The organism is Novosphingobium sp. NDB2Meth1 (assembly GCF_900117425.1).
Classification (GTDB): domain Bacteria; phylum Pseudomonadota; class Alphaproteobacteria; order Sphingomonadales; family Sphingomonadaceae; genus Novosphingobium.
Genome location: NZ_FPEH01000014.1, coordinates 132612 through 156537 on the forward strand (window position 1 = coordinate 132612; position 23926 = coordinate 156537).

Annotated in this window: 21 protein-coding genes; 6 read left to right on the forward strand and 15 right to left on the reverse strand. The window is 66.6% G+C overall.

Going from position 1 to position 23926, the window contains the following annotated elements; genetic code table 11:
• The first annotated feature begins 64 nt into the window (after nt 1-64).
• The 3 genes from NDB2M1_RS07635 (at nt 65) to NDB2M1_RS07645 (ending at nt 5724) form a co-directional block, all read left to right on the forward strand.
• Entirely contained in the window at nt 65-2023 is a 1959-nt protein-coding gene (locus NDB2M1_RS07635) for a flavin-containing monooxygenase (protein WP_143146673.1), read from the forward strand.
• Entirely contained in the window at nt 2020-3237 is a 1218-nt protein-coding gene (locus NDB2M1_RS07640) for a serine hydrolase domain-containing protein (protein WP_072381082.1), read from the forward strand. The genes NDB2M1_RS07635 and NDB2M1_RS07640 overlap by 4 nt, the downstream gene beginning before the upstream one ends.
• Nucleotides 3238-3369: 132 nt before the next feature.
• Nucleotides 3370-5724 (forward strand): BTAD domain-containing putative transcriptional regulator, encoded by a 2355-nt coding sequence (locus NDB2M1_RS07645; RefSeq protein ID WP_072381084.1) that lies wholly within the window; start codon nt 3370-3372, stop codon nt 5722-5724.
• Nucleotide 5725: 1 nt separating this feature from the next.
• Here the strand turns inward: NDB2M1_RS07645 and NDB2M1_RS07650 are convergent, their stop codons facing one another.
• The 12 genes from NDB2M1_RS07650 to NDB2M1_RS07705 form a co-directional block, all read right to left on the reverse strand.
• Nucleotides 5726-6781, reverse strand: a complete 1056-nt coding sequence (locus NDB2M1_RS07650; RefSeq protein ID WP_072381086.1) for a hypothetical protein — start codon at nt 6779-6781, stop codon at nt 5726-5728.
• Nucleotides 6778-7926: a hypothetical protein gene (locus tag NDB2M1_RS07655; RefSeq protein ID WP_072381087.1), complete on the reverse strand. Its 1149-nt coding sequence runs from the start codon at nt 7924-7926 to the stop codon at nt 6778-6780. Before NDB2M1_RS07655 ends, NDB2M1_RS07650 begins: the two co-directional genes overlap by 4 nt.
• Nucleotides 7923-9002 carry a saccharopine dehydrogenase family protein gene (locus NDB2M1_RS07660; protein ID WP_072381089.1) on the reverse strand — a complete coding sequence of 360 codons (1080 nt, stop codon included), beginning with the start codon at nt 9000-9002 and terminating at the stop codon, nt 7923-7925. Before NDB2M1_RS07660 ends, NDB2M1_RS07655 begins: the two co-directional genes overlap by 4 nt.
• The gene (locus NDB2M1_RS07665) at nt 8999-10018 is read right to left on the reverse strand and encodes a polyprenyl synthetase family protein (RefSeq protein ID WP_072381091.1); all 1020 of its coding nucleotides are present in this window, start codon (nt 10016-10018) and stop codon (nt 8999-9001) included. The genes NDB2M1_RS07660 and NDB2M1_RS07665 overlap by 4 nt, the downstream gene beginning before the upstream one ends.
• Entirely contained in the window at nt 10018-10788 is a 771-nt protein-coding gene (locus tag NDB2M1_RS07670; protein WP_054123116.1) for a hypothetical protein, read from the reverse strand. The genes NDB2M1_RS07665 and NDB2M1_RS07670 overlap by 1 nt, the downstream gene beginning before the upstream one ends.
• A complete protein-coding gene (locus NDB2M1_RS07675; RefSeq protein ID WP_253185811.1) occupies nt 10775-12940 on the reverse strand; it encodes an FAD-dependent oxidoreductase in 2166 nt (721 codons plus the stop codon). Before NDB2M1_RS07675 ends, NDB2M1_RS07670 begins: the two co-directional genes overlap by 14 nt.
• A gap of 185 nt (nt 12941-13125) precedes the next feature.
• Nucleotides 13126-13461 carry a UrcA family protein gene (locus NDB2M1_RS07680; RefSeq protein WP_072381093.1) on the reverse strand — a complete coding sequence of 112 codons (336 nt, stop codon included), beginning with the start codon at nt 13459-13461 and terminating at the stop codon, nt 13126-13128.
• Between the two features lie 289 nt (nt 13462-13750).
• Complete coding sequence (locus tag NDB2M1_RS07685) at nt 13751-14071, reverse strand: UrcA family protein (protein ID WP_054123113.1); 321 nt, start codon at nt 14069-14071, stop codon at nt 13751-13753.
• Between the two features lie 267 nt (nt 14072-14338).
• Nucleotides 14339-14782: a hypothetical protein gene (locus NDB2M1_RS22865; protein ID WP_216233976.1), complete on the reverse strand. Its 444-nt coding sequence runs from the start codon at nt 14780-14782 to the stop codon at nt 14339-14341.
• Nucleotides 14783-15104: 322 nt separating this feature from the next.
• Entirely contained in the window at nt 15105-16559 is a 1455-nt protein-coding gene (locus tag NDB2M1_RS07695; protein WP_072381692.1) for a DHA2 family efflux MFS transporter permease subunit, read from the reverse strand.
• Between the two features lie 58 nt (nt 16560-16617).
• The gene (locus tag NDB2M1_RS07700; protein ID WP_253185812.1) at nt 16618-17781 is read right to left on the reverse strand and encodes an HlyD/EmrA/EmrK family protein; all 1164 of its coding nucleotides are present in this window, start codon (nt 17779-17781) and stop codon (nt 16618-16620) included.
• 14 nt (nt 17782-17795) lie between these two features.
• Nucleotides 17796-19202, reverse strand: a complete 1407-nt coding sequence (locus tag NDB2M1_RS07705; RefSeq protein ID WP_253185813.1) for an efflux transporter outer membrane subunit — start codon at nt 19200-19202, stop codon at nt 17796-17798.
• Nucleotides 19203-19304: 102 nt separating this feature from the next.
• Here NDB2M1_RS07705 and NDB2M1_RS07710 point away from each other — a divergent pair, with 102 nt between their 5' ends.
• The 3 genes from NDB2M1_RS07710 (at nt 19305) to fghA (ending at nt 21315) form a co-directional block, all read left to right on the forward strand.
• The gene (locus NDB2M1_RS07710) at nt 19305-19958 is read left to right on the forward strand and encodes a TetR/AcrR family transcriptional regulator (RefSeq protein ID WP_072381097.1); all 654 of its coding nucleotides are present in this window, start codon (nt 19305-19307) and stop codon (nt 19956-19958) included.
• Between the two features lie 116 nt (nt 19959-20074).
• Complete coding sequence (locus tag NDB2M1_RS07715; RefSeq protein ID WP_054120389.1) at nt 20075-20449, forward strand: VOC family protein; 375 nt, start codon at nt 20075-20077, stop codon at nt 20447-20449.
• A 17-nt stretch (nt 20450-20466) separates the two neighbouring features.
• Nucleotides 20467-21315, forward strand: coding sequence for an S-formylglutathione hydrolase (fghA, locus tag NDB2M1_RS07720; RefSeq protein WP_072381099.1), 849 nt, complete (start codon nt 20467-20469; stop codon nt 21313-21315).
• Between the two features lie 135 nt (nt 21316-21450).
• Here the strand turns inward: fghA and nusB are convergent, their stop codons facing one another.
• From nusB to hisG, 3 genes are read right to left on the reverse strand one after another with little or no spacing between them, the layout of a single operon-like run.
• Entirely contained in the window at nt 21451-21921 is a 471-nt protein-coding gene (gene nusB / locus NDB2M1_RS07725) for a transcription antitermination factor NusB (RefSeq protein WP_054120387.1), read from the reverse strand.
• Complete coding sequence (hisD, locus tag NDB2M1_RS07730; RefSeq protein WP_072381101.1) at nt 21918-23204, reverse strand: histidinol dehydrogenase; 1287 nt, start codon at nt 23202-23204, stop codon at nt 21918-21920. The genes nusB and hisD overlap by 4 nt, the downstream gene beginning before the upstream one ends.
• Nucleotides 23204-23875: an ATP phosphoribosyltransferase gene (hisG, locus tag NDB2M1_RS07735; protein WP_072381103.1), complete on the reverse strand. Its 672-nt coding sequence runs from the start codon at nt 23873-23875 to the stop codon at nt 23204-23206. The genes hisD and hisG overlap by 1 nt, the downstream gene beginning before the upstream one ends.
• Nucleotides 23876-23926 lie beyond the last annotated feature (51 nt).

Here is a 23926-nt window from a genome sequence, read left to right on the forward strand (position 1 = left end):
ATCTACTGGCGCGTAGATACAGGTTCCGTTAGGTAGATGGCAAGTGATATTGAGGGAGAGTGGCTTGACCACGCTGAAAATGGAGGCCTTGGCAACAGGAGCTCCTTCCGATCTGTCCGCGCTTGCCGCCGATCCTGCCGTTTTGCGCGCCGCGCTCGCCGAGGCGGACGCCGCGACGCTGATGCTCGTGCTGGTGCAGCTGACCGGCGACCAAGGCCTGCTCGAGCGCGCCAGCCCGCACATCACCGGGCCGATGAACTATCACGAGACGATGCCCGAGGACCTGCGCGCCGAAATCCGTACGCGCCTCGCGGATACCTTGCTCGACTATGCCCGCACCGGCCGTCCGCTGCCGCCGCTGCCCGAAGGCGATTTCCTGCAGGACATGCTCTCGACCGCAGTCGGCGAGCATGTCAGCGCCGACTACACCGCGATGATGCGCGAGGATCTCGAAGCCGCGCATCCCGATCCGCGCGGGATGATCTGGCGCAAGCGGCCCGAGCCCGCCGCGCTGGAGGAGTTCCCGGTCGTCATCATCGGCGCGGGCATGTCCGGCGTCTGCGCCGCGATCCGGCTGGGGCAGGCGGGCATTCCCTATACGATCATCGAAAAGAACCCGGCGGTCGGCGGCAGCTGGTACGAGAACTTCTATCCCGGCTGCGGGGTGGATACGCCCAACCACTTCTATTCCTACTCGTTCGAGCTCAACCACGAATGGTCGCACTTCTTCGCCAAGCGCGAGGAGCTGTGGACTTATTTCGAGCGTGCGACCGACAAGTACGGCGTGCGGGACCATATCCGCTTCGAGACCGAAGTAAGCGCGGTGACCTATGACGATGCGCGTGGCACCTGGGACGTCGCCACGCGCGATGCCTCCGGGGCGGTCACCCACCTCAATGCCCGCGCGGTCATCTCGGCCGTCGGCGTGCTCAACCGGCCCAAGCTGCCCGATATCGAGGGGCGCGAGACCTTTGCCGGCACTGCTGTCCACACCGCACAGTGGCAGGAAGGGCTGGACCTCACGGGCAAGCGCGTCGTGATGATCGGCACCGGCGCTTCGGGCCAGCAGGTCGGTCCGACGATCGCGCCCGATGTCGCGAAGCTCACGATCCTCCAGCGCTCGCCGCACTGGGTCGTGCCCAATCCGAATTACTTCGCCGAAGTCTCCGAAGGCATGAAGTGGGTGCTCGCCCACGTACCTTTTTTCGCACGCTGGTACCGGTTCCAGCTGTTCTGGGCCTTTGCCGATGGTCTCCATGCCTCGCTGCAGGTCGATCCGGCATGGGACGACGGCGGCAAGTCGATCAATCAGGTCAATGCGCGGCACCGCCAGTTCATGGAGCGGTTCCTGCAATCGAAGCTCAAGGGCCGCGACGACCTTATCGCCAAGTGCACGCCGAGCTACCCGCCCTACGGCAAGCGCATCCTCGTCGACAACAACTGGTTCGAGATGCTGCTCCGGGACAATGTCGAGCTCCAGACCGGCGGGATCGCGAAGATCGTCCCCGAAGGCGTCGTCATGGCGGATGGCACCCTGATCGAGGCCGACGTGATCATCTACGCTACCGGCTTCCAGGCAAGCAAGATGCTCGCCCCGATGACCATCAAGGGCGAAGGCGGGCTGGACTTGCACAAGGTCTGGGGTCCGGATGATGCGACCGCCTATATCGGCACGATGGTTCCCGGTTTTCCCAACTTCTTCATGCTGATGGGGCCCAACACCGGCCTCGCGCATGGCGGGAACGTTATCTTCATCACCGAATGCCAGATGCGGCTGATCCTCACCGCCCTGCGCGAAGTGCTTGAAACCGGGTCCAAGGCCATCGACGTGACTCCGCAGGCGCACGATGCCTATGTCGCCGATGTCGATGAATGCCACGCACGGATGGTGTGGACCCACAAGGGCCTGACCAACTGGTATCGCAACGATGCGGGCCGCGTCTTCGCATTGCTGCCCTACCGGCTGGTCGACTACTGGAAGATGACCAAGACCTTCAAGCCCGAGGACTTCCGCCTGACATGAGCGCGATTGCGATCGAACTGGCCGACGGCCGCACCATCTCCGGCCACTGCGATGCGCAGTTCACCGGGGTCCTCGCCGAGTTCCGCCGCAATTTCGAGGAGCGCAAGGAGCAGGGCGCCAGCGTCGCGATCACGCATCAGGGCCGCATGGTGGTGGACCTGTGGGGCGGCCTTGCCAATCCGCAGACCGGCGAGGTTTGGGCTCGCGACACGATCTCCATCGTCTATTCCTGCACCAAGGCCGCGACCGCGCTGTGCCTCCACATGCTCGTCGATCAGGGCAAGGTCGCGTACGAGACCCCGGTAGGCGACATCTGGCCGGAGTTCGCCACCGCCGGCAAGGAAGCCACCACCGTCGGCATGATGCTGACGCATACCTCGCCCGTCCCGCACGTCGCCGAGCCCATCCGCAAGGGCGGCCTTGCCGACTGGGACTACATGACCGCGCGCGTCGCCGCCGAGCCTGCGCACTGGGAGCCCGGCACGCGGCAGGGCTATCATGGCCTGACTTATGCGTGGACGGTCGGCCAGCTCATTCGCCTCATCTCCGGCATGCCGTTGGGCCAGTATTTCCGGGAAAACGTGGCGGGGCCGCTTGGCCTCGACTTCCACATTGGTCTCCCCGAAAGCGAGGAGCTGCGTGTTGCGCCGATGATTGCCGCCGATCCGGCCGAAGTGAACTTCGCCTCGGATTTCTTCCGCAAGGCGACCACGGTGCCGGGGAGCCTCCCCAACCTGTTCCTCACCAACCAGGGCGGGGCTAATTTCAACTCGCGCGAAATCCACGCGGCGGAAATCGGCAGCGCCAACGGCATCACCAACGCGCGCGGGCTCGCCGGGATGTACACGCCGCTGGCGAACGGCGGCGGGGTGCTCCTGTCGCCAGACCGTGTCCACTGCATGGGCCGCGTCTGCGCCGCCACGCAGAGCGACGCGGTGCTGTGCCAGCCGATGCGCTTCGCGATGGGCTTCATGGCCACGACCGACAACAGGGCAACTGGCGGAGACAGCCTGATCCTTGGCGAGAGCGCGTTCGGCCATGTCGGCATGGGCGGCAGCGTGGGCTTTGCCGATCCCGCGGCGGGGCTGGCCATGGGCTACACTATGAGCCGGATGGGTGCCGGGATCCTTGTCAATGCCCGCGGACAGGGGCTGATCGACGCGGCTTACCGGGCCCTCGGGATGACTACGGATTCAAGCGGGGCGTGGCGATAGCGGCGCCTCGTCCCTGCGCCAATCTCCCCATCAGGCACACGTTTGTCATGGCTTGCGCACAATAAGTTGTCGCCAAAACGGCACAATTTGCGCTAATGTTACAGCGTTGACAGGGGCGGGCACAAGATTCGCATGGATGCCGTAACGGAAGACTTCGGGCGTGATGTGACGGCAGGTACGCGTTTCCATGTCCAGCTGATCGGGCCGTTCCGCCTTGTCGGACCCGATGGTGCGGCCATTCCGATCCAGGGCCGCCGTACGCGCGCCATGCTTGCCACGCTGCTGCTGGCGCCGCAGCACCGGATGGCGCGCGAACGGCTCGCCGGGCTGTTCTGGAGCGACCGCAGCGAGGCGCAGGCGCGCGCCAGCTTGCGCCAGTGCCTGCTCGAATTGCGCGGCGTGCTTGCGTCTGTTGTGGCTGACGAAGAGCACCTGATCGCCACGCGCGAGGCGGTTGAGCTCGCACCGGGCGCCTTTGGCTGCGATGTTCTCCATCTGCGCGGCGCGCTCGCCAGCGAAGATTGGCAAGCTGCGGCGCGCCATATCGAGAGCGCCGGCAGCGCCCCGCTGCTGCAGGATCTTGAACTCGGCGGGGCCTATGGCGAATGGCTCGATATCGCCCGCGCCGAGATCGATGCGCGCATTGCCGATGGCCTTGCCCGCCATATCGCCTTGCGTGAACGCACCGGCGACAGCAGCGGGGTCAAAGCGCTGGCCGCCGCCTGGCTGCGCCGCGATCCTTTGAGCGAACCCGCCGTCGCCGCGTTGATCCGCGCCGAAATCGCCTCCGGGGCGCGCGCGGCGGCCCATATCCGCTATCAGGCCTTCCGCGATCTGCTCGCCGCCGAAATCGGTGTCGCGCCCGGCCCGCTCGTCGACGCGGCGCTGCGTAGTGCTGACAGCGCAGCGGAGCCACCCGTGGTCTCGGCCCCGCCGCCACCTCAGCCGTCCGCACCGGCCCCAGCGCTCCCCACCGACGCGCTCGTCCTGGCAGTGCTGGCCTTCGACAATCTCTCCTCCGATCCCGATCTGGCCGATTTCTGCGATGGCGTTTCGGAGGAGATCCAGCGCACCGTCGCCCGCGGCACCGGCATCGCGGTGGTCGCGCGTGCGTCCAGCTTCCAGTTCCGTGGGCCCGACAAGGGCATCGCCAAAGTCTCTGCCGCGCTCGGCGCTTCGCACTTGCTCGATGGCGCGGTGCGGCGCAGCGGCAACCGCGTGCGGATCACCGCAGAGCTGGTCGAGAGCGCGAGCCAGCGTACGCTGTGGAGCGAACGCTTCGACGGCGATCTCGAAGATGTCTTCGCGCTGCAGGATTCGATTGCGGAGAAGGTCGCCGCCGCGCTCGAACTCACGCTGATGCCGTGCACGCCGACGCCCACACTGGAGCCCGCAATCTACGAACGGTTCCTGCGCGCACGCGGCCTGCTCGCCGATGGTGATGCGCAGTTCGACGACACCGCGAGCGAGGCGGTGCCGCTGCTGGAATCGGTTGTCCGCGAAGCGCCCGAGCATGCCCCGGCATGGGAAATGCTCGCACTGGCCCGCGCACAAGTGCTCCGCTCCGGCCACGGCGCAGGCAACTACTTCGAAGGCCGCGACGCGGTGATCCACGCGGCGCAGACGGCGCTGAAGCTTGATCCCCGCCGCGGCGGGGCCTACCGCGCGCTCGCCAAACTGGAGCCATGGGGCCATCATGCCGCGCGCGAAAAGCTGCTGCTTCAGGCGCTCGAAGTTTCCCCGCGCGATCCCGCCGCGCTCACCGACATGAGCGACTTCTGCTGGGGCGTCGGCCGCTTCCGCGATGCGCTCGCCTATGCGGAGCAGGCCTGCGAACTCAATCCGCTGATGCCATCCGCCCGGCTGCATGTCTCGCAGATGCGGGCCTATGTCGGGGATTACGATACCTCGGTCAGCATGCTGGAAGACGTGCACCAGCGCTGGCCGAACAACCCCGGCATTCTCATGGCCCTGCTCAACTGGGCGGGCTCGCTCGGTTATCCGGAAGTCTATTACCGCCACGTCAGCAAGATCGACAACTTCGACGGCTGGCAGGCGCGCGATCTGGCGGCAGTGCGCGCCTATGTCGAAGCGGTGTTCTCGAAGGACATGGCCATCAAGGAACACCGCGCCGCCCGTTATCGCGGGCTGCTGGAAAAGACCGGTACGATCACGCTCAGCCTGCCGACCGGGCTCGGCTTCATCGGTCTTCCCGATCAGGCATTCGAGATGGTCGAGCAGGCGGACTACAGCCACGTGTTCGATCCTGCGGGTCCGTCGCCGAGCCTGTTCTATCCCGGCGTTGCGCTGGGCCCCTGGAGCTGCCTGCTCAGCCACCCGCGCTTCATCCGCGTGTGCCACCGGCTGGGCCTCTGCCGCTACTGGCAGGAGACCGGCAACTGGCCCGATTGCGCGGCATGGGTGCCGTTCGATTTCAAGTCGGCGGTGCGCCGTGTGCTTGATATGGGCCCTGCGCCGGGAGAGTAGATCAGATCTGGCCGTAGGTATGCAGCGTCCGCTCGATCTGGAAGTGCGCATCGGCGGTGAAGCAGATCACCATCGCCACCTCGATCGGCATGTACTTCAGGTTCCAGTTCGTGTCCGGCGTCCCGGGGGCATTGAGCAGGGGCGGTGGCGTCTCCAGCAGCGAACATTCGTTATGCGGGCGCGCGCCGAACATGGCGTGGATCGTTTCCTCGAGGCTGTCCGAGCAGAGGAATTCGACCACCGTATCCGCGCCTGAAAAGAACGCCAGATCGCGGATATTGCTGTGCTGCGTGGTCGAGGAGACGATCGCGCGGTAGGCGGCAAGGTCCATGTCGAACACGTCGCGGAACTGGCGCAAGGTGTTGACCTCCATGCCGGTGCGCTTGTCCGTGGCGGTGCTGCCGGTAAAGATGCCGTCGGCGAGCAGATTGTCGACGAAGGCGTCGAGGTCGTCGTCGTCCTTGCGCAGGCGGAGCAGGTCGGCCTCGCTCGTATCGGGCAGAAGGCCCATGCGCATGCAGCCGATGCTCTGGCTCCGCGCTCTGGGATCGAACTTCGCCATGCCTTCGATCGCCATGTCGATCCTCAGGTCGGCAGGACTTTCGCCTTCCTCCATGCGGATCACCGCCATGTCCATTTCCGTCCCGAAGATCTCGCGCGCGGAAAACATCACGTAGCTGTTGTCGTCGAAGGCGAAGGGTTCGATCCACACTTGCAGCGGATCGACCAGCAGGTTGTCCTCGCTCACGCGGTAGCGCAGCGCCGGGAAGGTCCAGCTCAGCTCGATATGGCTGGTGGTGTCGCGCCCGGTCCGCCCGTCGCAGCAGCTCGAAAAGTGCGCGTGGCGCGCCACGCAGAGCAGGCCGTACGTCTTGCCCGGCAGCGGGGTGTAGTGGAACGGCGCCCGGTCCGGCGCGGCGGCATTGAAGCGCGTGTCGAGGTAGGCTGCGATCAGTTTGCGGTCGACCGCGATGACGAACTGCCACATCCGCATGCCGAGCGAGCGCCACGGCGGCAGCAGCTGATCGGTTGCGAAGGATTCGAGGAACACGGTCATGGCAGGCCCACTCCTCTGCGGGGACCAAAAAAGCCGCGCAACGGGCGGTACCAGCGCGAAACGAGATCGCTTGCGCCGGGTGTCGGCGGCACGCCGTCGCGGTCGATGGGAAACTCGCGGATCACGCGCAGCGTATCGAAATTGATGTCCGCCTCGAACCGCCGGGCCGCGACCGTATTCACCGAATGGGGCTTGCCGGTCGGCTTCTTGTCCACCTCGAGGAATACCTCGAGGATCTCGTGGAAGCTGCCGATGTCATTGAAATACATGTCGATGTCGAGCTCGTTGTAGAACCGGACATTGCGCACGTTGAGGTATTGCGCACGGCAGGTGACGAGCGCCTGATAGACCGCGCGCTGCGGATCGGCGGCATCGCGATATTGCTTGAGGCCCACCGTGCGCATCGAGGTGGGGATGAGGCCGAGCGAGAAGCTGTCGATGAAGTTCGACACGCTGGACAGGCCGCCCACCAGTTTCGAGGCCTCAGGGCTCTCAAGCAGGGTGGCAAGCGTGCGGTAAGGCGGCTGCGTTCCCGCCGGGGTCGGCAGGACCGGCTTGGTCTCGATGCGCATGAACTCCTGCATGCGCTGCATCGTTCCGGGCTCGTCATCCGGCCAGCCGGGCAGGCTGATCCGCCCGTGGAAACTTTCCGGATAGCGGCCCACGCCGTTCTCGATCTCGGCCAGCAGCTTGCCGAGGCCCAGCATTTCCCGCCCGCACACGCTCGACATCGGATTGCCGACGACGATGAACGGCAGTGCCCATTCGAGGGCGGTGTCGGTGATCAGGCGCTTGGCGCCCCGGCCATAGCGCACCACCGGGATCGCCACGAAGACTTCGGTCTGGCTGATCGCGCCCCGGTCGGAATAGGGCACTTCTCCCAGATGGGGGCTGGCCGGTGCAGCGCTGATCATCGTCGGATAGTTCAGATAGAGCACCGTCGCGTAGGGCCAAGCCGCCAGCGGCCGGTAGACATACTCGCGCGTCTTCTCGTCGCCGATGTTGAGATACATGTCGCAATAGCGCTGAACCCGCTCCATCGACACGTTCATGTAGAACGCGTTCACGGTGACATCGGGGAAGTGGTAGGGCGGCGGCACTTGCTGGCTGGCGGCAGACTGAACGTAGGGGACGCGTATGCTCATGCCGCCGTGCTCCTGTCATCGGCAAGGAAACGCGCGGCGTCCGCCTCCACCGCAAAGCCTGATCCGAACGCGGCGGCAAGGCTGGACACACCCGCCGGAGCGCCTCCCGCCAGCACCCGCCGCAGCGCCTCGCAGGCGATCCGCACGCTGGCGCCATAGCCGTCGAGCGTCTGCATCCTGAGCCGCCTTACCCGCCGCCAAGGGTCGTCCGCTTCGGCCACCATCGTAAAGCGCGCCGCCTCGCGCCGGGTCTCGTCGGGCCGCTCGGGCCAGATGCGGGCCATCGCGGAGCCTGCCATGCGCCACGGTGCCGCGCCCGTCATGGCCATGCCGATACCCGAAGCGCGGTAACCTGCCCGCATCGACCAATGCATGGCGGAATAGATGGCAATGTCCTTCACTTCGGGCAGCAAGGCCCCGCCGGTCACCACGCTGGCCCAGTCGGTCGCCACAGTCTCCTGCGGGCCGCCGCCGAAATCGAACATCGCGGTGAGGCTCCCCGCCGGTACCGTCGCCAGCGCGCCCTTGCGCCGGATCACCGTGCCCGGATCGGCCAGCCCCGCCATCGTCGCCACGCTCCCGCGCGATACGACTTGCGCCGCCGAAATGCCCAGTCTCAGCGCGCGCGTATCGGGCCAGCGTTCGGTTGCGGCGAGCAGCAGGCAATCGGTCGCGGCCGGAGTCAGCGCCGCACCCGGCAGCACCGCGATCCCCGCTGCGCGCGCCTCTGCATCGCGGGCGAACAGGGCCTGGATGACGCGCCACTCGCCGCCGAGATCGAGGTAGTGGGTCCCGCTTATCAGACAGGCCTCCAGCATCGGCTTGGCCGTCGCGGCGAACGGTCCGGCAGCATGGAGCACAGCATCGATCCCCGCCAAGCCAGCGCGGACCGCCTGCGGATCACCCAGCGCAAAGGCGCGCCACGGCAGGCCCAGCGGTTCGGCCACGGCACGGACCGCCTGCTCGTTGCGCCCCGCCAGCACCAGATCGACCTTGCCCCCACGCTCGTTGGCCAGCGCCGCTGCGATCGCCCGGCCGGTATAGCCCGTGGCCCCATAGAGCAGCGCGCGGCTCATGCCCGGTCAAACACCCAGCGCACGAGACTGCCGATGAAAGTGCGCTCCTCCGAAGGGGGCAGCGCTCCGTAGACGGCGGCAAACTCGTGCTCCGCCGCGCCCGCCATCGCAGCGGCGACGCGGCGGCCATGTTCGATCGAGCCGCGCTCGTGCATGAGCCGCGCCAGCCACAGCACGTCCGCCTCACCGCGCTCCTCGCGCCTGAGGCCCAGAAACCAGTCCAGCCGCGCGCGCTCGTCCGTGTTGCAGGCCCCTCGCACATGGATCAGCATCAGCGTCCGCTTGGCCTCGGCGAGGTCCCCGTTCTGCTCCTTGCCATAACCGGGATCCTCCGAAAGGTTGCGCAAGTCGTCCTCGATCTGGAATGCAAGGCCGAGGAAGTAGCCGAAGCGCAGCACCATTTCGGGATCGAGCCGCCCGCGCGAGCCGATGATGAGGCCCAGTTGCGCCGGCCAGATCATCCCCATCCACGCCGTCTTCTTGAGCGCCATGCGCATGTAGTCGGCCTCGGCGAGATCAAGCACGTTGCGGTCGCGCCAGCCGAGTTCGAGCGCCTGCCCTTCCGCGGTCTGGCGCGCCATCATCGCGGTGACGTCCATCACCTGCCGGATCACATGGCTGCCAAGCGGGCTCACCGCATCGATCAGCGGCCCGAACGCGGCAAACAGCAGCGCGTCGCCCGCATTGATCGCCAGCGGGACGCCGTGCAGCGCATGGAGCGTGGGCTTGCCGCGCCTGAGTTCGCTGCCGTCCTGCACATCGTCATGGATGAGGAGTGCATTGTGCAGCATCTCGATCGCTGCAGCTGCCTGCACCGCCGCCGACGGCGCTTCGTTGCCGAACAGCGCGGCATTGGCGAGGCAGATCGCCGGGCGCAGCATCTTTCCCCCGCGCGAGGGGTATTCCGCCAGCATCTCGTCAAGGAACGGGGAAGGGCTGCCCGCCGCCAGATAGCGCATGACTTCCGCCCGCGTGGCGGCGCCATAGCGCTGGAGCAGGGCGCCCTCGACCGCCATCAGTCGACCTCGATCACGATCTCGCCGAGCGGCGATTTCTGTGTCGTGCAATAGACCGCGCCCGAATAGACCCCGGCAGGCTGATCCTGAGGCACGGTCACCATGACCCGCAATCCCGGCCCATGCGGATTGATGTCGAAAACAAGGTCGGTGATCGGCGCCGCACTGCCGCTGCGCCGCGCTAGGCCGTCGCAGCTGACATGCGCTGCCCCCGTCGGCGCCGCCGGACGCGCCAATGTGCTGGTATGCGCGCGCACCGCCTCCTTGCCGTTGAACAGCACTTCGAGCGCGATCACCGGCGCTGCGGCACTGGCGGCAAACGGCTGCGGTCCCGGCTGCGTTGCTGGCGCGGCCTTGGGTTCCTGAAAGGGCGGCACATGCGTCGATCCGGGCGGCGGCGGGGTCATCAGCGTGTCGGCCTGACGCAGCAGGGCCTCGCAGATGTCGAAGGTCGCGCTGCTCAGCTGCCGCGCAAGGCCGAGCAGGTTGCCCGCCATCGCGCGCACGTCATCGGGCACATCGCGCACGTTGTACGTGCCGCCGCGGAACTGCTCGGCGGCCTTGCGTCCCTGCTTTACGGTATCGTTCAGCACATCGTAGGCGGTGCGCACCGTCTCGGCGATGGCTTCGTTGACGGCCAGCGTCTCGGGTTCACGGACGCCTTCGGCCGGAACTGGCTTCTTCATGCCGGGCCCGCGCTGCGGCCCGGTCCTCTCCGGCTGGTGGCTGACCCAGCGCTTCGCCGGGTCGTGCTGCTCAGGGGTGGTCATAGGCGATGATGTCCTCGAGGTCCGGCGCACCGGAAATGGCATGGGCGGCCAGCAGTCCCGACATGACCGCCCCTTCGACGCAGCCGGAATGGAAGCCGCTGTCGGTCCAGTCTCCGGCAATGGTGAGATTGTCATAGGTCCGGTCGAGCGGCGAGATGCGGCTGCGCCAGCTGCCCGGGGTGTGGATCACATAGCGGTCCGATGGATTGACGTTGGCGCGCCAGTACTGCGTGCCGAACCGCGCCTTGCCTTCCGGTTCCGGGCCGCCGCTCTCGTCTGCCTTGAGCACGTCCCAGCGGAATTGCCCGGCAGCATCATAGGCCCCCGGCCAGATCGTGCGGACCGGCCCTTCAAGGAACTCTTCGGCATTCGCGCGCACTTCGGCCTCGCGCCTGCCCTGATAGGTCATGTCGCCCTCGGCGGGCGGCTCGGGCGGATCGCGCAGGACCGCGCAGAAGTAGACCGACGTCTTCGGCGGCCGCTTCCACGCTTCTTCCGGCACGACATGCGCCATGTCGCACCAGGTATCGAACGGCTTGGCGAAGGCGCCGGTGATATAGGCAGGCCCCGGCCACCCCAGTGCTTCAAGGTCCTCGTCCAGCCACACCTGAAACGCCTGGCTGGCAACGGTCTTCACATCGCGGCACATCGCCTGCCAGCGGGGATCGCGCGAAACGATGCCCTTGGCGCAATATGGCACCGCGCCGATCCCGACGCCGAGCACCACCATGTCGAAATCGCGCTGCACTTCCAGCACGGTCTCGCTCTCGCGCCGGCGGTCCCAATGCGATTCGAACTTGCGCCCTTCGGCCAGCAGCGCCGCCCCGCGCTCGAGTTGCGTATAGTCCGGCGCGGCTGGCCAGCACGGCCGGCCCTGCACATCGACCAGCGGCTGGTACTCGCCGCCGCCCTTGATCCCGGCCTGCACATCGAACTTCAGCCGCGCCGCATGGGTGCCCGCCGTGTCCAGCTCGATATCGCTGAGCCGGTGGAAGAAGCGGAAGCTCACACCGCGTTCCTTCAGGGCGGTATAGAGCGGCGCAAACACGACATCGCCCATCCCGGCGCGCATCCGCCACATGAAGGCGCCGCGATAGCCGAAGAACGTCCGCAATGTGCCGCGCAGGCCTTGCCCGGCAGAAAGGCGCGGCTTGTTGAGATCGCCGTCCTCGTAGCCCATCGAGAGGTCGTAGAGCCCGCGCAGGAAGGGCGAGTTGAGCGAGCGCAGCGAGGCTCCGTTGAGCCGCATCCACTCGCGGCACTCGTAATCATCGATCGCATCGAGTCCGCGCGGATCAAACATGATGCCGTAGCGCAGAAACCCGGTGAGCGTCGCCAGGGTAAGGTCGGCGATCTCCCACAGGAAGCGCAGTGGGCTGGGCGCGAGCACCTTGTCCTCGATCCACTGGCGCAGCGGGACGGCCACCGCGTCGACAGCCGCCATCAAGAGGCCCGCTGTCGCAGGACTGACCGACCGCACCAGCGCCGAGAGTACCGCCAGCACTTCGGCCAGTACCGCCGACGAAGCAAACAGCCCCATGCGCGCCAGCTCGGCAACCCGCGCAGCCAGCTCCGCCGCACTCACCGGTCCCGACGCATTGGCCTTGTCGAAGCGCGTGACGAGGCCCTGTCCGTCGACCGTGGTATCAAGCACCAGCGCGCGCAGCAGGTCGAAGGCGCCCGCCATGTAGTATTGCAGGCTGAACACCGCATCGGCAGCGAGCGGATCGCCCGGATAGCCGGCGCGCGGCGGCATGTGCACCTGCCAGCGCTGGAAGCCGCCGTTTTCACTCGCCGAGCACAGCGCGATATCGTTTTCCTGCGTCCAGGCATCGCGGAAGTCGCCGTAGAGGTGGCCGAGCCCTTTCGCATCGAGCTCGGCATGGCAGGCGCGCATCATGCGGAAGGCGTTGTCATAGAAGCCGAGCCAGATGTGGAGGCCGTGCTCCTCGATCCGCCCGTTTTCGCCCCGGCCCGAAGCGCCCTTGCCGCCCAGCCGCCAGCCTTCCTGATAGACGGTAACCTGATAGCGGCCCTGATGGTGCGGCGCGGTCAGTTCCCACGCGGCGGCCATCGAAGCGCAGCCGCCGCCGATAACGGCGACCCGGATGCGCGAATCGGATGAAGCTGCTCCGCTCAGGGGAGCCTCCACGTCGTCTGCGTTGCGCTCGCGTCTCGCCGTGTCATGCCCGCCTCCGCATCTAAGTATTCATGCTTGGCTGAAAATGTCCATCACTCTCGGGCGCGGTCCAACCGGTCCGGACCGGAAAAGCGCAGACGGGCCGGGAGCAAGGTGCTCCCGGCCCGTGCTGACCGGTGTCGCCATGGCGGACGTGCTTAGCGCTGGGCCAGCACCTGGTCCGAATGCGACCGGATGGCAGCCAGTGCAGCGGTGCGGGCCTTGGCGCGGCAGGTGTTGATGGCGAGGCGCTCATTGAGCGAGATCGTTCCGGTCGGAGTGCCGCAGACGCGGCCTACGGCGCCGTCGATACGGGCCTTGAGGGTGGTCATCCCCTCATCGCTCGAAAGGTTGAGGTCGCTGGTGCGCACCACTGCCGCCTGCACGGTGGCCTCGTCCGAAGCCGGAGCCGCGTTGGCGAGCGCCGGAGCCAGAAGCGCTGCGAGAGCGACGGTGGCGACGATGATGGCGGCGGGGATCAGGTTGGACTTCATTTGGGCTCTCCTCTGCGAATTTCGGCGGTTCGCGCTGCCGATGCAGTGGTTCTAGGAGGCCACCGTCAGGCCGCACGCCAAGCCAGCGTGAGCCGAGCGTCAAAAGTGAACGTGAGATCAAAAAGGCAATTCCTGCGGCTGATTGACGTCGGGTCGCCCTGTTTATCCGGTGCGGTGGCGCCAGCACGCCGCCGCTCGATTGCCGGCATGGGGAAGGTCAACGCGAAAGGGCCGGGAGCGTGATGCTCCCGGCCCTTTGCTGACCGTTGTGGCGATGTGGTTGTGGGGATCAGCGCTGTGCCAGCACCTGACCCTCACGTGTCCGTGCGACGGCCAAGGCGGTGTTGCGAGCCTTGGCGCGGCAGACGGCAATGGCGCGGCGCTCTTCGATGCTGATCGCGCCGGTTGCGGAGCCGCAGACCCGGTTGACGGCGCCCGCGATGCGGGCGTTCAGCGTTGCCTGGCCTTGCGGCGTGGAAAGGTTGAGATCCGAGGTGTGGACGACAGCGACGTTGGTTTCCATGGCGTCGGTCGTTGCAGCGCTCGCCAGCGAAGGGGCGATCGCAGCGGCCAGCACACAGGCGGCGGCGAAGAAGGTCTTGCTCGTCATTTTTTGCTCTCCTGTCGGTATCGGATCCGTTCTCCCCCCGTGGGTTCGGGGAGCAGTCCCCGTCCGGTGCCGATGAGGCTGTTCTAGGGAGCGTCCGTCAGAGGAAGCGCGAGCCGAGCGTCAATCTTGCGTTAAAAATGGTGGGGCCGCGTAAAACGTTGCTGTCAGCCATGTTGCCGTGATCGTCAGGAATGGGAAACGGACATGGAAACGGCCCGGCCTCGTGAGAGGCCGGGCCGTCCCGGACTTGGCAATGTGCGAGAGCGATCAGCCGCCGGGGCTGTCGTTGCCCTCGCTCGTACCGATGATCGCACCGATACCACCACCCAGCGCGGCACCACCGAGGATGAAGCCGAGATTGGGCTTGTAGCCGACCTTGGGAGGCGGCGGAGGCGGTGGGGGAGGCGGCGGCGGAGGTGGCGGCGGCGGAGGCGGGGGAGGCGGCGGGGGAGGCGGCGGCGGCGGCGGCGGCGGTGCCGGCGTCGTCGTCGTGGTCGTCACGGTCTGCGTCTTGGGCAGATACCGCGCCGAACGCTTGCGCTTGTGCTTGCCCTTACGAGCAACACCTTTCTTCTTGTACGACTTCTTGTGCACCTTGTGCTTGGACGGAGCGCCGGCATCGGCGAAAACCAGCACAGGGGCGGCAATCAACGATGCTGCGGCAACTGCGCACATCGCCCTGGCAATGAAGCCTGCAGGGGGGTTAGCCATCTTTCTACTCCACAAAAAAGCGGCGCCTCGCGAGCGGCGAAGGAAAATCAGCGAATGTTTTTATTGGACCCCAGCCCACACAGTGGGCCCTCAGGAAAAACACTTACCATGTTTCGTTTGCGTGCGCAAAGCGGGAATGGAGATATGCCTCGCATTCGCGGCAAGCTCCTAGATTAAAACGGAATTTTATGTTCATATTGGAGAGAAACATGCGTGGTTGCTGTTATGCGACCATTTCGCCGGGCTGGCATGCCGGATTGAGGTACAATGCGCAGTTGTTTCGGTCGGCAGAAAAAATCATTCTGGTTCAACACCTTGAAAGTCAATGCGCGGCGCCGAGATCGACTCCGCCACGCGGCCGCGGTGCCAGCCAGACGAGGATCGCTGCAACTGCGAACAATACCGTGCAGCCCCAGAAAATCGCATTGGTGGCAAGAGTTACGCTTTCCGTCTGCACGATTCGCTCCAGTGCCATCCGTCCCTGGTCGGCGGTAAATCCCATACCTTGCGGCAGGGGGCGGACCAGACCGGCAAGATCCTCGTGCGCCATCTTGGCCTCACGCTCCCACATCGTCGTCGCAAGCGAGGTGGCAAAGGCTCCGGCCAGCGTCCGGACGAAGTTCTGCAGGCCCGCCGCTGATGCGGTCTGGTCCGGTCGCACCGATCCCAGCGCCAGCGACGTGGTCCCGATGAAGAAGAATGGCATCCCAAGCCCCTGCAGGAACTGCGGGAGCGAGATGGTGAAGAAGTCCATCTGGCTCACCCATCCCGTCCGCAGCAGCGAGACCACCCCGAGCCACAACACGCCGAACGTGATCAGCTTGCGCACGTCGAACCGGGCCATCATCCCGGCCGCTACGGGCGACATGATCACCGCCAGCACGCCGACAAAGGCGGTTGCATAGCCGGCGTAGGTTGCTGTGTAGCCAAGATTGGTCTGGAGGAAGAGCGGAACGACCACGATAGCCGAGAAGAACCCGCAATAGGCGATGCTCTGCGCCGCCACCGCGGCCGTATAGCCGCGCTGGCGGAACACCGAGAGGTCGACCACAGGATTGGCTTCGGTCAGCTCCCAGATCAGGAACGCCGCAATGCCGATCACCGCGATGACGGCCAGCGTGCAAATGAAGGTGCTGGCGAACCAGTCGGAATTGCGTCCTTCGTCGAGCATGATCTGCAGCGCGCCGACCCAGATCACCAGCAGCGCGAGGCCGATATAGTCGATCGGCCGGCGCACCGTCGGCGTCTCGAAGCGCAGAAGATAGCGCAGTGCGAAGACCAGGCAGAAAGCGCTGACCGGCAGGTTGATGAAGAAGATCCAGTGCCAGCTCCAGTCATCGGAGATGGTGCCGCCGAAGATCGGCCCGAGGATCGGCGCGACGACCACCGTCATGCTCCAGAGGCCCAGCGCCATGCCCACCTTCTCCGGCGGGAAGATGCGCGTCATCAGGGTCTGCGACATCGGCATGATCGGCCCGCCGCTCAGGCCCTGGAACACGCGGAAGATGATCAGCGCCTCGAGGCTGCGCGAAAGCCCGCAGAGCAGCGAGAACAGGGCAAAGCCGGTGATTGCGGCCAGGAACACCCGCACCGCCCCGAACCGCGCGGCGAGCCAGCCTGATAGCGGTACGCAGATCGCCTCCGCCACCGAGTAGGACGTGATCGCCCAGGTCCCTTGCGTCGGCGAGACAGCAAGGCTCCCCGCGATATGCGGCACCGAGACGTTGGCGATCGTGATATCGAGCACCACCACGAAATTCGCGAGCGCGAGGCTCATCGCCGCCAGCAACAGCGGCCAGCCTTTAAGCTGCGGCGCTGCATTACCCGCGTTCACGTCACTTTGCTCCGGTATCGATCGTGGCCGTCATCGAAAGGCCGACACGCAGCGGGTGCGCCTTGAGCTCCTTCGGATCGAGCGCCACGCGCACCGGAAGGCGCTGCACCACCTTGATCCAGTTGCCGGTTGCGTTCTGCGCCGGAATCAGCGCCTGCGCCGATCCGGTGCTGCCCGAAAAGCCCACCACACGGCCGTGATAGACCACGCTGGAGCCATAGAGATCGGATGTCAGTTCCACCGGCTGGCCCGGTGCCACGCGGCGCAGCTGGCCTTCCTTGTAGTTCGCATCGACATGGGCCTCGCCCAGCGGCACCACCGTCAGCAGCACCGTGCCCGAGGCGACCCGCTGGCCCACCTGCACGTTGCGCTGGGTCACAATTCCGTCGACCGGCGCGCGGATCACCGTGCGCGCCAGATCGAGCTTGGCCCGGTCCAGCCGCGCCTTGGCCGCGAGCACGTCGGGGTTCTCCGCCGGCGCGGTGTCGCCGACCAAAGCGGCGTTGGCATTCGACTGCCCTTCCGCCGACCCGCGCGAGGCGCGCGCCTGCGCGAGGTCTGCCTCGGCCACCGTCAACTGGCCCTGCGCCGCCGCAAAAGCATTGCGCGCGCTCGAAAGCTCCTCGCCCGAAACCGCGCCGCCCGAAACCAGCGCCTCGCGCCGGGTCAAGTCCAGCCTGGCGCGGGCAAGGTTTGCCGCTGCGACACCGACCAGCGCCTGCTTGCGCTTGATATCGGCATCGGTCGCCTGCACTTGCGCAGCGAGCGCGGTGCCGGTCTCGACCGTCTGGTTCACCCGCCGCAGCGCCTGCGCCACGGCGGCCTCCGCCTCGGCCACGGCAATCCTCGCGTCCGCCGGATCAAGCTCGATCAGCACATCGCCCTTCTTCACCGCCATCGTGTCGACCGCCGCGACGCGGATCACGGTCCCGCCTGAAAGTGCGGTAACCGGCGCGATCTCGGCGGCGACGTAGGCATTGTCGGTTTCGACGTAGCGTCCACCGAAAAGCACTTCATAACCGCCGTAGACGACGGCCGCAGCGAGTACGGCGCCGCCCAGGATCGCAAAGCCACGCTTGCGCTTTGCAGCGGCGTCACCGGCAGGAGGAGCGGATGCCATCGTCTGGGTATCTTCCAGCAAGATCTGGGGATCGCGGTCGGCCATCGGGTGCTCTTTCGTCATGCTTTGGTGCTGAAGCCGCCGCCCAGCGCGCGGATCAGCTCGACATTGAGGGTCAGCGCACGCGCATCGAGCGCGGCGACAAGCTGGCGGTTGCGGAGCAGCGCATCCTGCGCCGTCAACACCGAGAGGTACGGCGAAAGCCCGCCTTCGTAGCGCCGCCGTGCGATGGCGTAGGCTTCCTCCGACGCGGCCAGCGCGGCGTGCGCCTCGGCCTGCCGGGTTGCCAGCGCGCGTTGCGAAGCGGCTGCATCGGCGACTTCGTTGAGCGCGCGGACCAGCGTCTGGTCATACTGGGCGACCGCTTCGTCATAATCGGCTCGCGCGGTGCGGTAGTTCCCCTCGATCCGCCCGCCCGAGAAGATCGGCAGGCTGACGGCCGCGCCGGCCTCGCCGATCTCCGAGCCATTGGCGGTCAGGTTGCCGAGCCCCAGCGATTGCAGGCCGATGAATCCCATCAGGTTGACGTTGGGATAGAATCCGGCGCGCGCCACGGTGATCCGCGAACTTGCAGCCTCTGCCCGCAGCCGTGCGGCGGCGATGTCGGCTCGTCTGCCAACGAGATCGAGCGCGAGATTGGTCGGCAGGCCCAGCACCGGCAGCGCGCGCGGCGAGGGCAGGGCGATCTTCGCGCCGCGCTCAGGTCCGGCACCGATCAGCGCGGCCAGACGGTTGCGCGTCAGTTCGATGGCTTCGTCCGTGGCGGCAAGGTCTCCACGCGCCAGCGGCACCGCGGCATCGGCCTGGCGCTGCTCACCGCGCGTGTCGAGCCCGCTCACCACCCGGCGGGCGACGAGCGCGGCGACTTCCTCGCGCTGCTTTACCGCAGCCACGTCCACCTCGCGTTGGGCGGCCAGTCGAGCCAGATCGGCGTAGGCGGCGGCAATCGAGGTCGCCAGCGCCAGCCGCGCCGCTCGCGCCTCGATCAGCGCCGCTTCGCGCTCCGAGGTGGCGGCCCGCAGTGCGGCGCGGTTCTTGCCGAAGAAATCGAGCTCGTAGTTGAGATCGAGCGTGAAGCGCCCGCTGTCGTTGAACCCCTTGGGCACGAATTGCCGCGGAAAGCCGTTGTTGTAGCTCTGCTTGACCTCGGTGACTTGCCCGTTCGCCGAAAGCGAAGGGAGCAGTCCGGCCCCGGCTCCGGTGGCATAGCCCGCCGCCTTGTGCGCCCGGGCATCGGCCACCGCCAGCGTCGGCGAACCGGCAAGGCCTTCCTCGATCAGCGCGGAAAGCTGAGCGTCGCCATAGTCCTTCCACCAGCCGTCCCCGGGCCACTGGCCCGTCGGTTCGCTCTGGACGACGCCGAGCGTCCCCGCATCGCGCAGGGATGGGCGTGCGCCGAGATCGGGCATGGTGGCACACCCCGCCAGCAGCGCAGCCGCGCCGAGCAGAAATGCCGCCCGTTTCATCGGTAAGGGGAAACGCATCAATGACACCATAATGACAGTACGGTTCGGTCACTAACGCAATGGGCGCTTGCAACGGCCAAGTCAAGTGAATAAGTGTACGGAATGGTCACTAGCGACACACTGGCCAGGGGGAGGCTGGGGCGGCAAAGCCCTGACGAACGGCGGGAAAACATCCTCGCCGTGGCGGCGGAGGCGTTTGCCCTTGAGGGCTACGGCATCACCTCGATGTCGACAATCGCCGCGCGCCTGGGCGGTTCCAAGGCGACGCTCTACAAATACTTCACCTCGAAGGAGGAACTGTTCCAGGCCGTCATGCAGCGCAAGTCGCAGGCGGTGATCGGCCCGCTCGAGGAACTCGCTGACCGATCGACCGATCCTGAGACGCTGCTCCGCGCATTTGGAATGATCTTCCTCACGAGGCTGTGCCAGCCCGACGCGCTTGACATCCATCGTACTGTCCATGGCGAAGGCCAGCGTTTTCCGGAAGTGGCGCGGACGTTCTTCGCTTATGGGCCGGATGCCGCCTATGCGCTGCTGACACCGGCGCTGGAACGGTTTCACCACGAAGGGCAGATCGATTGCCCGGACCCGCGCCTTGCCGCCGAACAATTCTTCGCCATGGTGCGCGGCGATATCCACTTGCGCGTTTCCAGCGGGCTTGTTCCGCCGCCGTCCGAAGCCGAAATCGAGCGGCAGGTGAACCACGCCGTCGGCATTTTCGTGCGCGGCATTGCGCGGCGCGACCGTCCCGGCTGAAATCGGCAGCGACCCTTCCATCGCCCCTTGACCGCACGCCCCGCGCACGGGCACACCCCGACCCGCATCGGCTCCACCCGGAACCGGTCCCAGGCTGACTACAAAAAGGAGAGGCCATGTTCTCGCACGTGATGCTCGGCAGCAACGATATCGAGCGCTCGAAGACCTTCTACGACGCCGTGTTCGCGGCCTTCGGCGGCAAGCCGGGGTTCGTCGATCCCAAGGGCCGTCTGGTCTATGTCCACAACGGCAGCAACTTCATCATGACCAAGCCGATCAACGGCGAGCCCGCCTGCTGCGCCAACGGCGGCACCATCGGCTTCGCGATGACCCCCGAGCAGGCCGATGCCTGGTACGCCGCCGGTCTCGCCCATGGCGGCTCGGCTTGTGAAGATCCGCCGGGGCCGCGTGAAGGCACGCCGTTCTACCTCGCCTATCTGCGCGATCCGGACGGCAACAAGCTCTGCGCGCTCCACGTGATCGGCAACTGAGACAGTACGGGACTGACATGACGCTCGAGACCGTTTCGACCAGCAAAGCGCACGGCGGCACGCTGGGCGTCTACAAGCACCAGTCCACCGCGACGGGGACGGGAATGACCTTTTCGGTCTTCCTGCCCCCGCAGGCGGCAGAAGTCGGGGCCAAGCTCCCCGTGCTTTTCTACCTTTCCGGCCTGACCTGCACCCACGCCAATGTGACGGACAAGGGCGAATACCGCCGCCTGTGCGCCGAGCTTGGCCTGATTTTCGTCGCCCCCGATACCAGCCCGCGCGGCGAGGGCGTGGCGGACGATGCGGAAGGTGCCTACGATTTCGGCCTCGGCGCCGGCTTCTACGTCAACGCCACCGAGGAGCCCTTCGCGGCGCACTACCGCATGTGGGACTATGTCACGCAGGAACTGCCCGCGCTGATCGCTGACAACTTCCCGATCGATCCGGCGCGCATGGGCATCACCGGCCATTCGATGGGCGGCCACGGCGCGCTCACGATCGGCCTGACTTTCCCGGACAAGTTCAAGTCGCTCTCCGCCTTCGCGCCCATCGTCGCGCCTGGACAGGTGCCGTGGGGCCACAAGGCGCTCGGCGGCTATCTCGGCCAAGACCGCGCCGCGTGGCGCGCGCATGATGCGGTGGCGCTGATCGAGGACGGCAAGCGCCCGGCGGGCGATATCCTCGTAGATCAGGGTGCGGCCGACGGCTTCCTTGTCGAGCAACTGCGCCCCGAACTCTTCGAGGCGGCCTGCAAGGCAGCGGGGGTCAACCTCACCCTGCGCCTGCAGGACGGCTACGACCACAGCTATAACTTCATCTCGACCTTCATGGACGACCACCTCCGCTGGCACGCCGAGCGGCTGTAACCACCGAGATCGCCCTCTATCCCGCTCATGCTGAGCTTGTCGAAGCATGCCGGCGCGACCGTCGTGTCGGCACCCTTCGACAGGCTCAGGGTGAGCGGAGTTTGTTCGGGTTTGCGTTGAAGACGCGGCTTTCGCCTACTTCCGCACGTCCTTCGCCACGGCATCGAGCAGCCCGTTGACGAACTTCGTCTCGCGCGCATCGAAAAACGCGTGGGCAACGTCGAGATACTCTCCGATAACCGTGCCGACGCCGATGTCCGGGCGCGCTAGCAGTTCATAGGCACCCGCGCGCAGGATCTGCAGCATCGTGCGATCAAGCCGAGAAATCGACCAGCCCTCCGCCAGTCGCCCCGTCAGCACGCTGTCGATCTCCTCTCGCCGCGCCGCCACGCCGCGCACAACGTCGTCGAAGAAAGCGACGTCCGCCTCGTGGTACTGCTCGTCCTCGATCTCCGCGCCGAGCCGGTGCATGTGAAATTCGTCGAGCAGCAAGTGCAGCTGCGGCTGCTCCATCTCGAGCTGGTAGAGCGCCTGCACGGCGGCAAGCCGCGCGGCGGAGCGGGCGGTCAGGCGCCCTTGTTTGTTGCTACCGGCGGTGCGCGTCATATTCCAAGCCTCAGTTCGATGGAGCGGGCATGGGCGGCAAGGCCTTCCGCTTCGGCCAGCGCCACGGCAGCCGGTCCCACCGCGCCGAGCGATGCTTCGCTGACGCTGAGGAAGCTGGTGCGCTTCATGAAATCGAGCACCGAAAGCCCGGAGGCAAACCGCGCGCGCCGCCCGGTGGGCAGCACATGGTTCGGCCCCGCGACATAATCGCCGATGGCTTCGGGGGTGTGACGGCCGAGGAAGACCGAGCCCGCGTGGCGGATGCCCGCAAACAGCGCCTCGGGATCATGGGTCGCGATCTCGACGTGCTCGGCGGCCAGCGCATTGGCCAGCGCGGGAGCCTCTGCCAACGAATCGACCACCACGATCACGCCATGCGCATCCCAGCTCGCGCGGGCGACAGCGGCGGTCTGCAGCAGTGCGATCTCGGCCTCGACCGCAGCCGTCACCGCATCGGCAAAGGCCGCATCGTCAGTGATCAGGATCGACTGCGCGGCAGGGTCATGCTCGGCCTGGCTGAGCAGGTCCGCGGCAATCCACTGTGGATCGTTCTGCCCATCCGCAATCACCAGGATCTCGGACGGCCCTGCCACCATGTCGATGCCGACCACGCCGTAAAGCTGGCGCTTGGCCTCGGCGACCCAGGCGTTGCCCGGACCGGTGATCACGTCGACCGGCGCAATGCGCTTCGTGCCATAGGCCAGCGCCGCAATCGCCTGCGCCCCGCCGACGCGCCACACTTCATCGACACCCACGAGGTGCGCAGCGGCCAGCACCAGCGGATTGACCTGTCCCTTGGGCGTCGGGGTGGTCACCACCAGTCGGCCCACACCCGCGACCTTGGCCGGAATGGCGTTCATCAGCAGCGAAGACGGATAAGCCGCGCGACCGCCCGGGACATAGAGCCCCGCGCCATCGACGCCGTGCCACTTCGCTCCGAGCCGCACGCCGGAGGCATCGGTATAGTCGCGGTCCTCTGGCAGCTGCGCTTCGTGGTAAGCCCGAATGCGTTCCGCCGCGAGTTCGAGCGCGGCGCGCAAGGCGGGATCGAGCGCGTCGAACGCCTCGCGGCAGGTCTCGGCGGGAATGCGCCAATCCTCGCCGAGGTCGTGGCCATCGAACCGCGCGGTGTAGTCGGCCAGGGCCTCGTCACCCCGCGCCCGCACATCGGCGAGGATCGCGGTCACATCGCGCGCGACATCAGCATCGCTCTCGCGCCGGTCGCTGACGACGGCGGCAAAGGCTTCGGCAAAGCCCGCGTCCCGGGTGTGAAGGCGCTGCATCAGGCCGCCTTCCGCCGGGCAACGAGTTCGCGGAAGCAATCGATCAGCGCACCCATGCGCACCGGATCGGTCTTCAGCGCGGCGCGGTTGACGATCAGGCGCGCCGAGACCGGCATGATCCGGCTCGTCTCGACAAGGCCGTTGTCCTTCAGCGTGCGGCCAGTGGACACGAGGTCGACGATCCGGCTGGCAAGGCCCAGCGAGGGGGCCAGTTCCATCGCGCCGTTGAGCTTCACCACTTCCGCGGCAACACCCAGCTTCTCGAAGTGGCGGCGCGTGAGGCTTGGATACTTGGTGGCGACGCGGGCATGGCTTTCGCGCGCAGCCTGTCCGCTTTCGACTGCTGCGGCAGGCTCGGCCACCGAGAGGCGGCAGTGCCCGATATCGAGGTCGACCGGCGCATAGAGATCGGCATAGTCGAATTCGTCGATCACATCGGAGCCGACAATGCCCGCCTGCGCCGCGCCGTGGGCCACGAAGGTCGCGACGTCGAAAGCGCGGACGCGGATGATCGTCATGTCGTCGCGGCTGGTGGCGAAGCTCAGCTTGCGCGAGGCCTTGTCGAAGAAGTCCGGCTCGGGCACGACACCGGCATCGGCCAGCAGCGGCAGCGCCTCGTCGAGGATGCGGCCCTTGGGCAGGGCGAAAACGATAGGTGTCGGCGCGGTCATGGCGCATGGCCCCTATGGCAAAGGGCCGGAAAGGGCAACCGTATGGAACGG

Excerpts from the sequence above, each read along its gene's own strand:
- NDB2M1_RS07640 (WP_072381082.1), top strand. The coding sequence starts at position 2,020 with ATGAGCGCGATTGCGATCGAACTGGCCGACGGCCGCACCATCTCCGGC.
- NDB2M1_RS07645 (WP_072381084.1), top strand. The coding sequence starts at position 3,370 with ATGGATGCCGTAACGGAAGACTTCGGGCGTGATGTGACGGCAGGTACG.
- NDB2M1_RS07650 (WP_072381086.1), bottom strand. The coding sequence starts at position 6,781 with ATGACCGTGTTCCTCGAATCCTTCGCAACCGATCAGCTGCTGCCGCCG.
- NDB2M1_RS07655 (WP_072381087.1), bottom strand. The coding sequence starts at position 7,926 with ATGAGCATACGCGTCCCCTACGTTCAGTCTGCCGCCAGCCAGCAAGTG.
- NDB2M1_RS07660 (WP_072381089.1), bottom strand. The coding sequence starts at position 9,002 with ATGAGCCGCGCGCTGCTCTATGGGGCCACGGGCTATACCGGCCGGGCG.
- NDB2M1_RS07665 (WP_072381091.1), bottom strand. The coding sequence starts at position 10,018 with ATGGCGGTCGAGGGCGCCCTGCTCCAGCGCTATGGCGCCGCCACGCGG.
- NDB2M1_RS07670 (WP_054123116.1), bottom strand. The coding sequence starts at position 10,788 with ATGACCACCCCTGAGCAGCACGACCCGGCGAAGCGCTGGGTCAGCCAC.
- NDB2M1_RS07680 (WP_072381093.1), bottom strand. The coding sequence starts at position 13,461 with ATGAAGTCCAACCTGATCCCCGCCGCCATCATCGTCGCCACCGTCGCT.
- NDB2M1_RS07685 (WP_054123113.1), bottom strand. The coding sequence starts at position 14,071 with ATGACGAGCAAGACCTTCTTCGCCGCCGCCTGTGTGCTGGCCGCTGCG.
- NDB2M1_RS22865 (WP_216233976.1), bottom strand. The coding sequence starts at position 14,782 with ATGGCTAACCCCCCTGCAGGCTTCATTGCCAGGGCGATGTGCGCAGTT.
- NDB2M1_RS07695 (WP_072381692.1), bottom strand. The coding sequence starts at position 16,559 with ATGAGCCTCGCGCTCGCGAATTTCGTGGTGGTGCTCGATATCACGATC.
- NDB2M1_RS07700 (WP_253185812.1), bottom strand. The coding sequence starts at position 17,781 with ATGGCCGACCGCGATCCCCAGATCTTGCTGGAAGATACCCAGACGATG.
- NDB2M1_RS07705 (WP_253185813.1), bottom strand. The coding sequence starts at position 19,202 with ATGAAACGGGCGGCATTTCTGCTCGGCGCGGCTGCGCTGCTGGCGGGG.
- NDB2M1_RS07710 (WP_072381097.1), top strand. The coding sequence starts at position 19,305 with ATGGTCACTAGCGACACACTGGCCAGGGGGAGGCTGGGGCGGCAAAGC.
- NDB2M1_RS07715 (WP_054120389.1), top strand. The coding sequence starts at position 20,075 with ATGTTCTCGCACGTGATGCTCGGCAGCAACGATATCGAGCGCTCGAAG.
- fghA (WP_072381099.1), top strand. The coding sequence starts at position 20,467 with ATGACGCTCGAGACCGTTTCGACCAGCAAAGCGCACGGCGGCACGCTG.
- nusB (WP_054120387.1), bottom strand. The coding sequence starts at position 21,921 with ATGACGCGCACCGCCGGTAGCAACAAACAAGGGCGCCTGACCGCCCGC.
- hisD (WP_072381101.1), bottom strand. The coding sequence starts at position 23,204 with ATGCAGCGCCTTCACACCCGGGACGCGGGCTTTGCCGAAGCCTTTGCC.
- hisG (WP_072381103.1), bottom strand. The coding sequence starts at position 23,875 with ATGACCGCGCCGACACCTATCGTTTTCGCCCTGCCCAAGGGCCGCATC.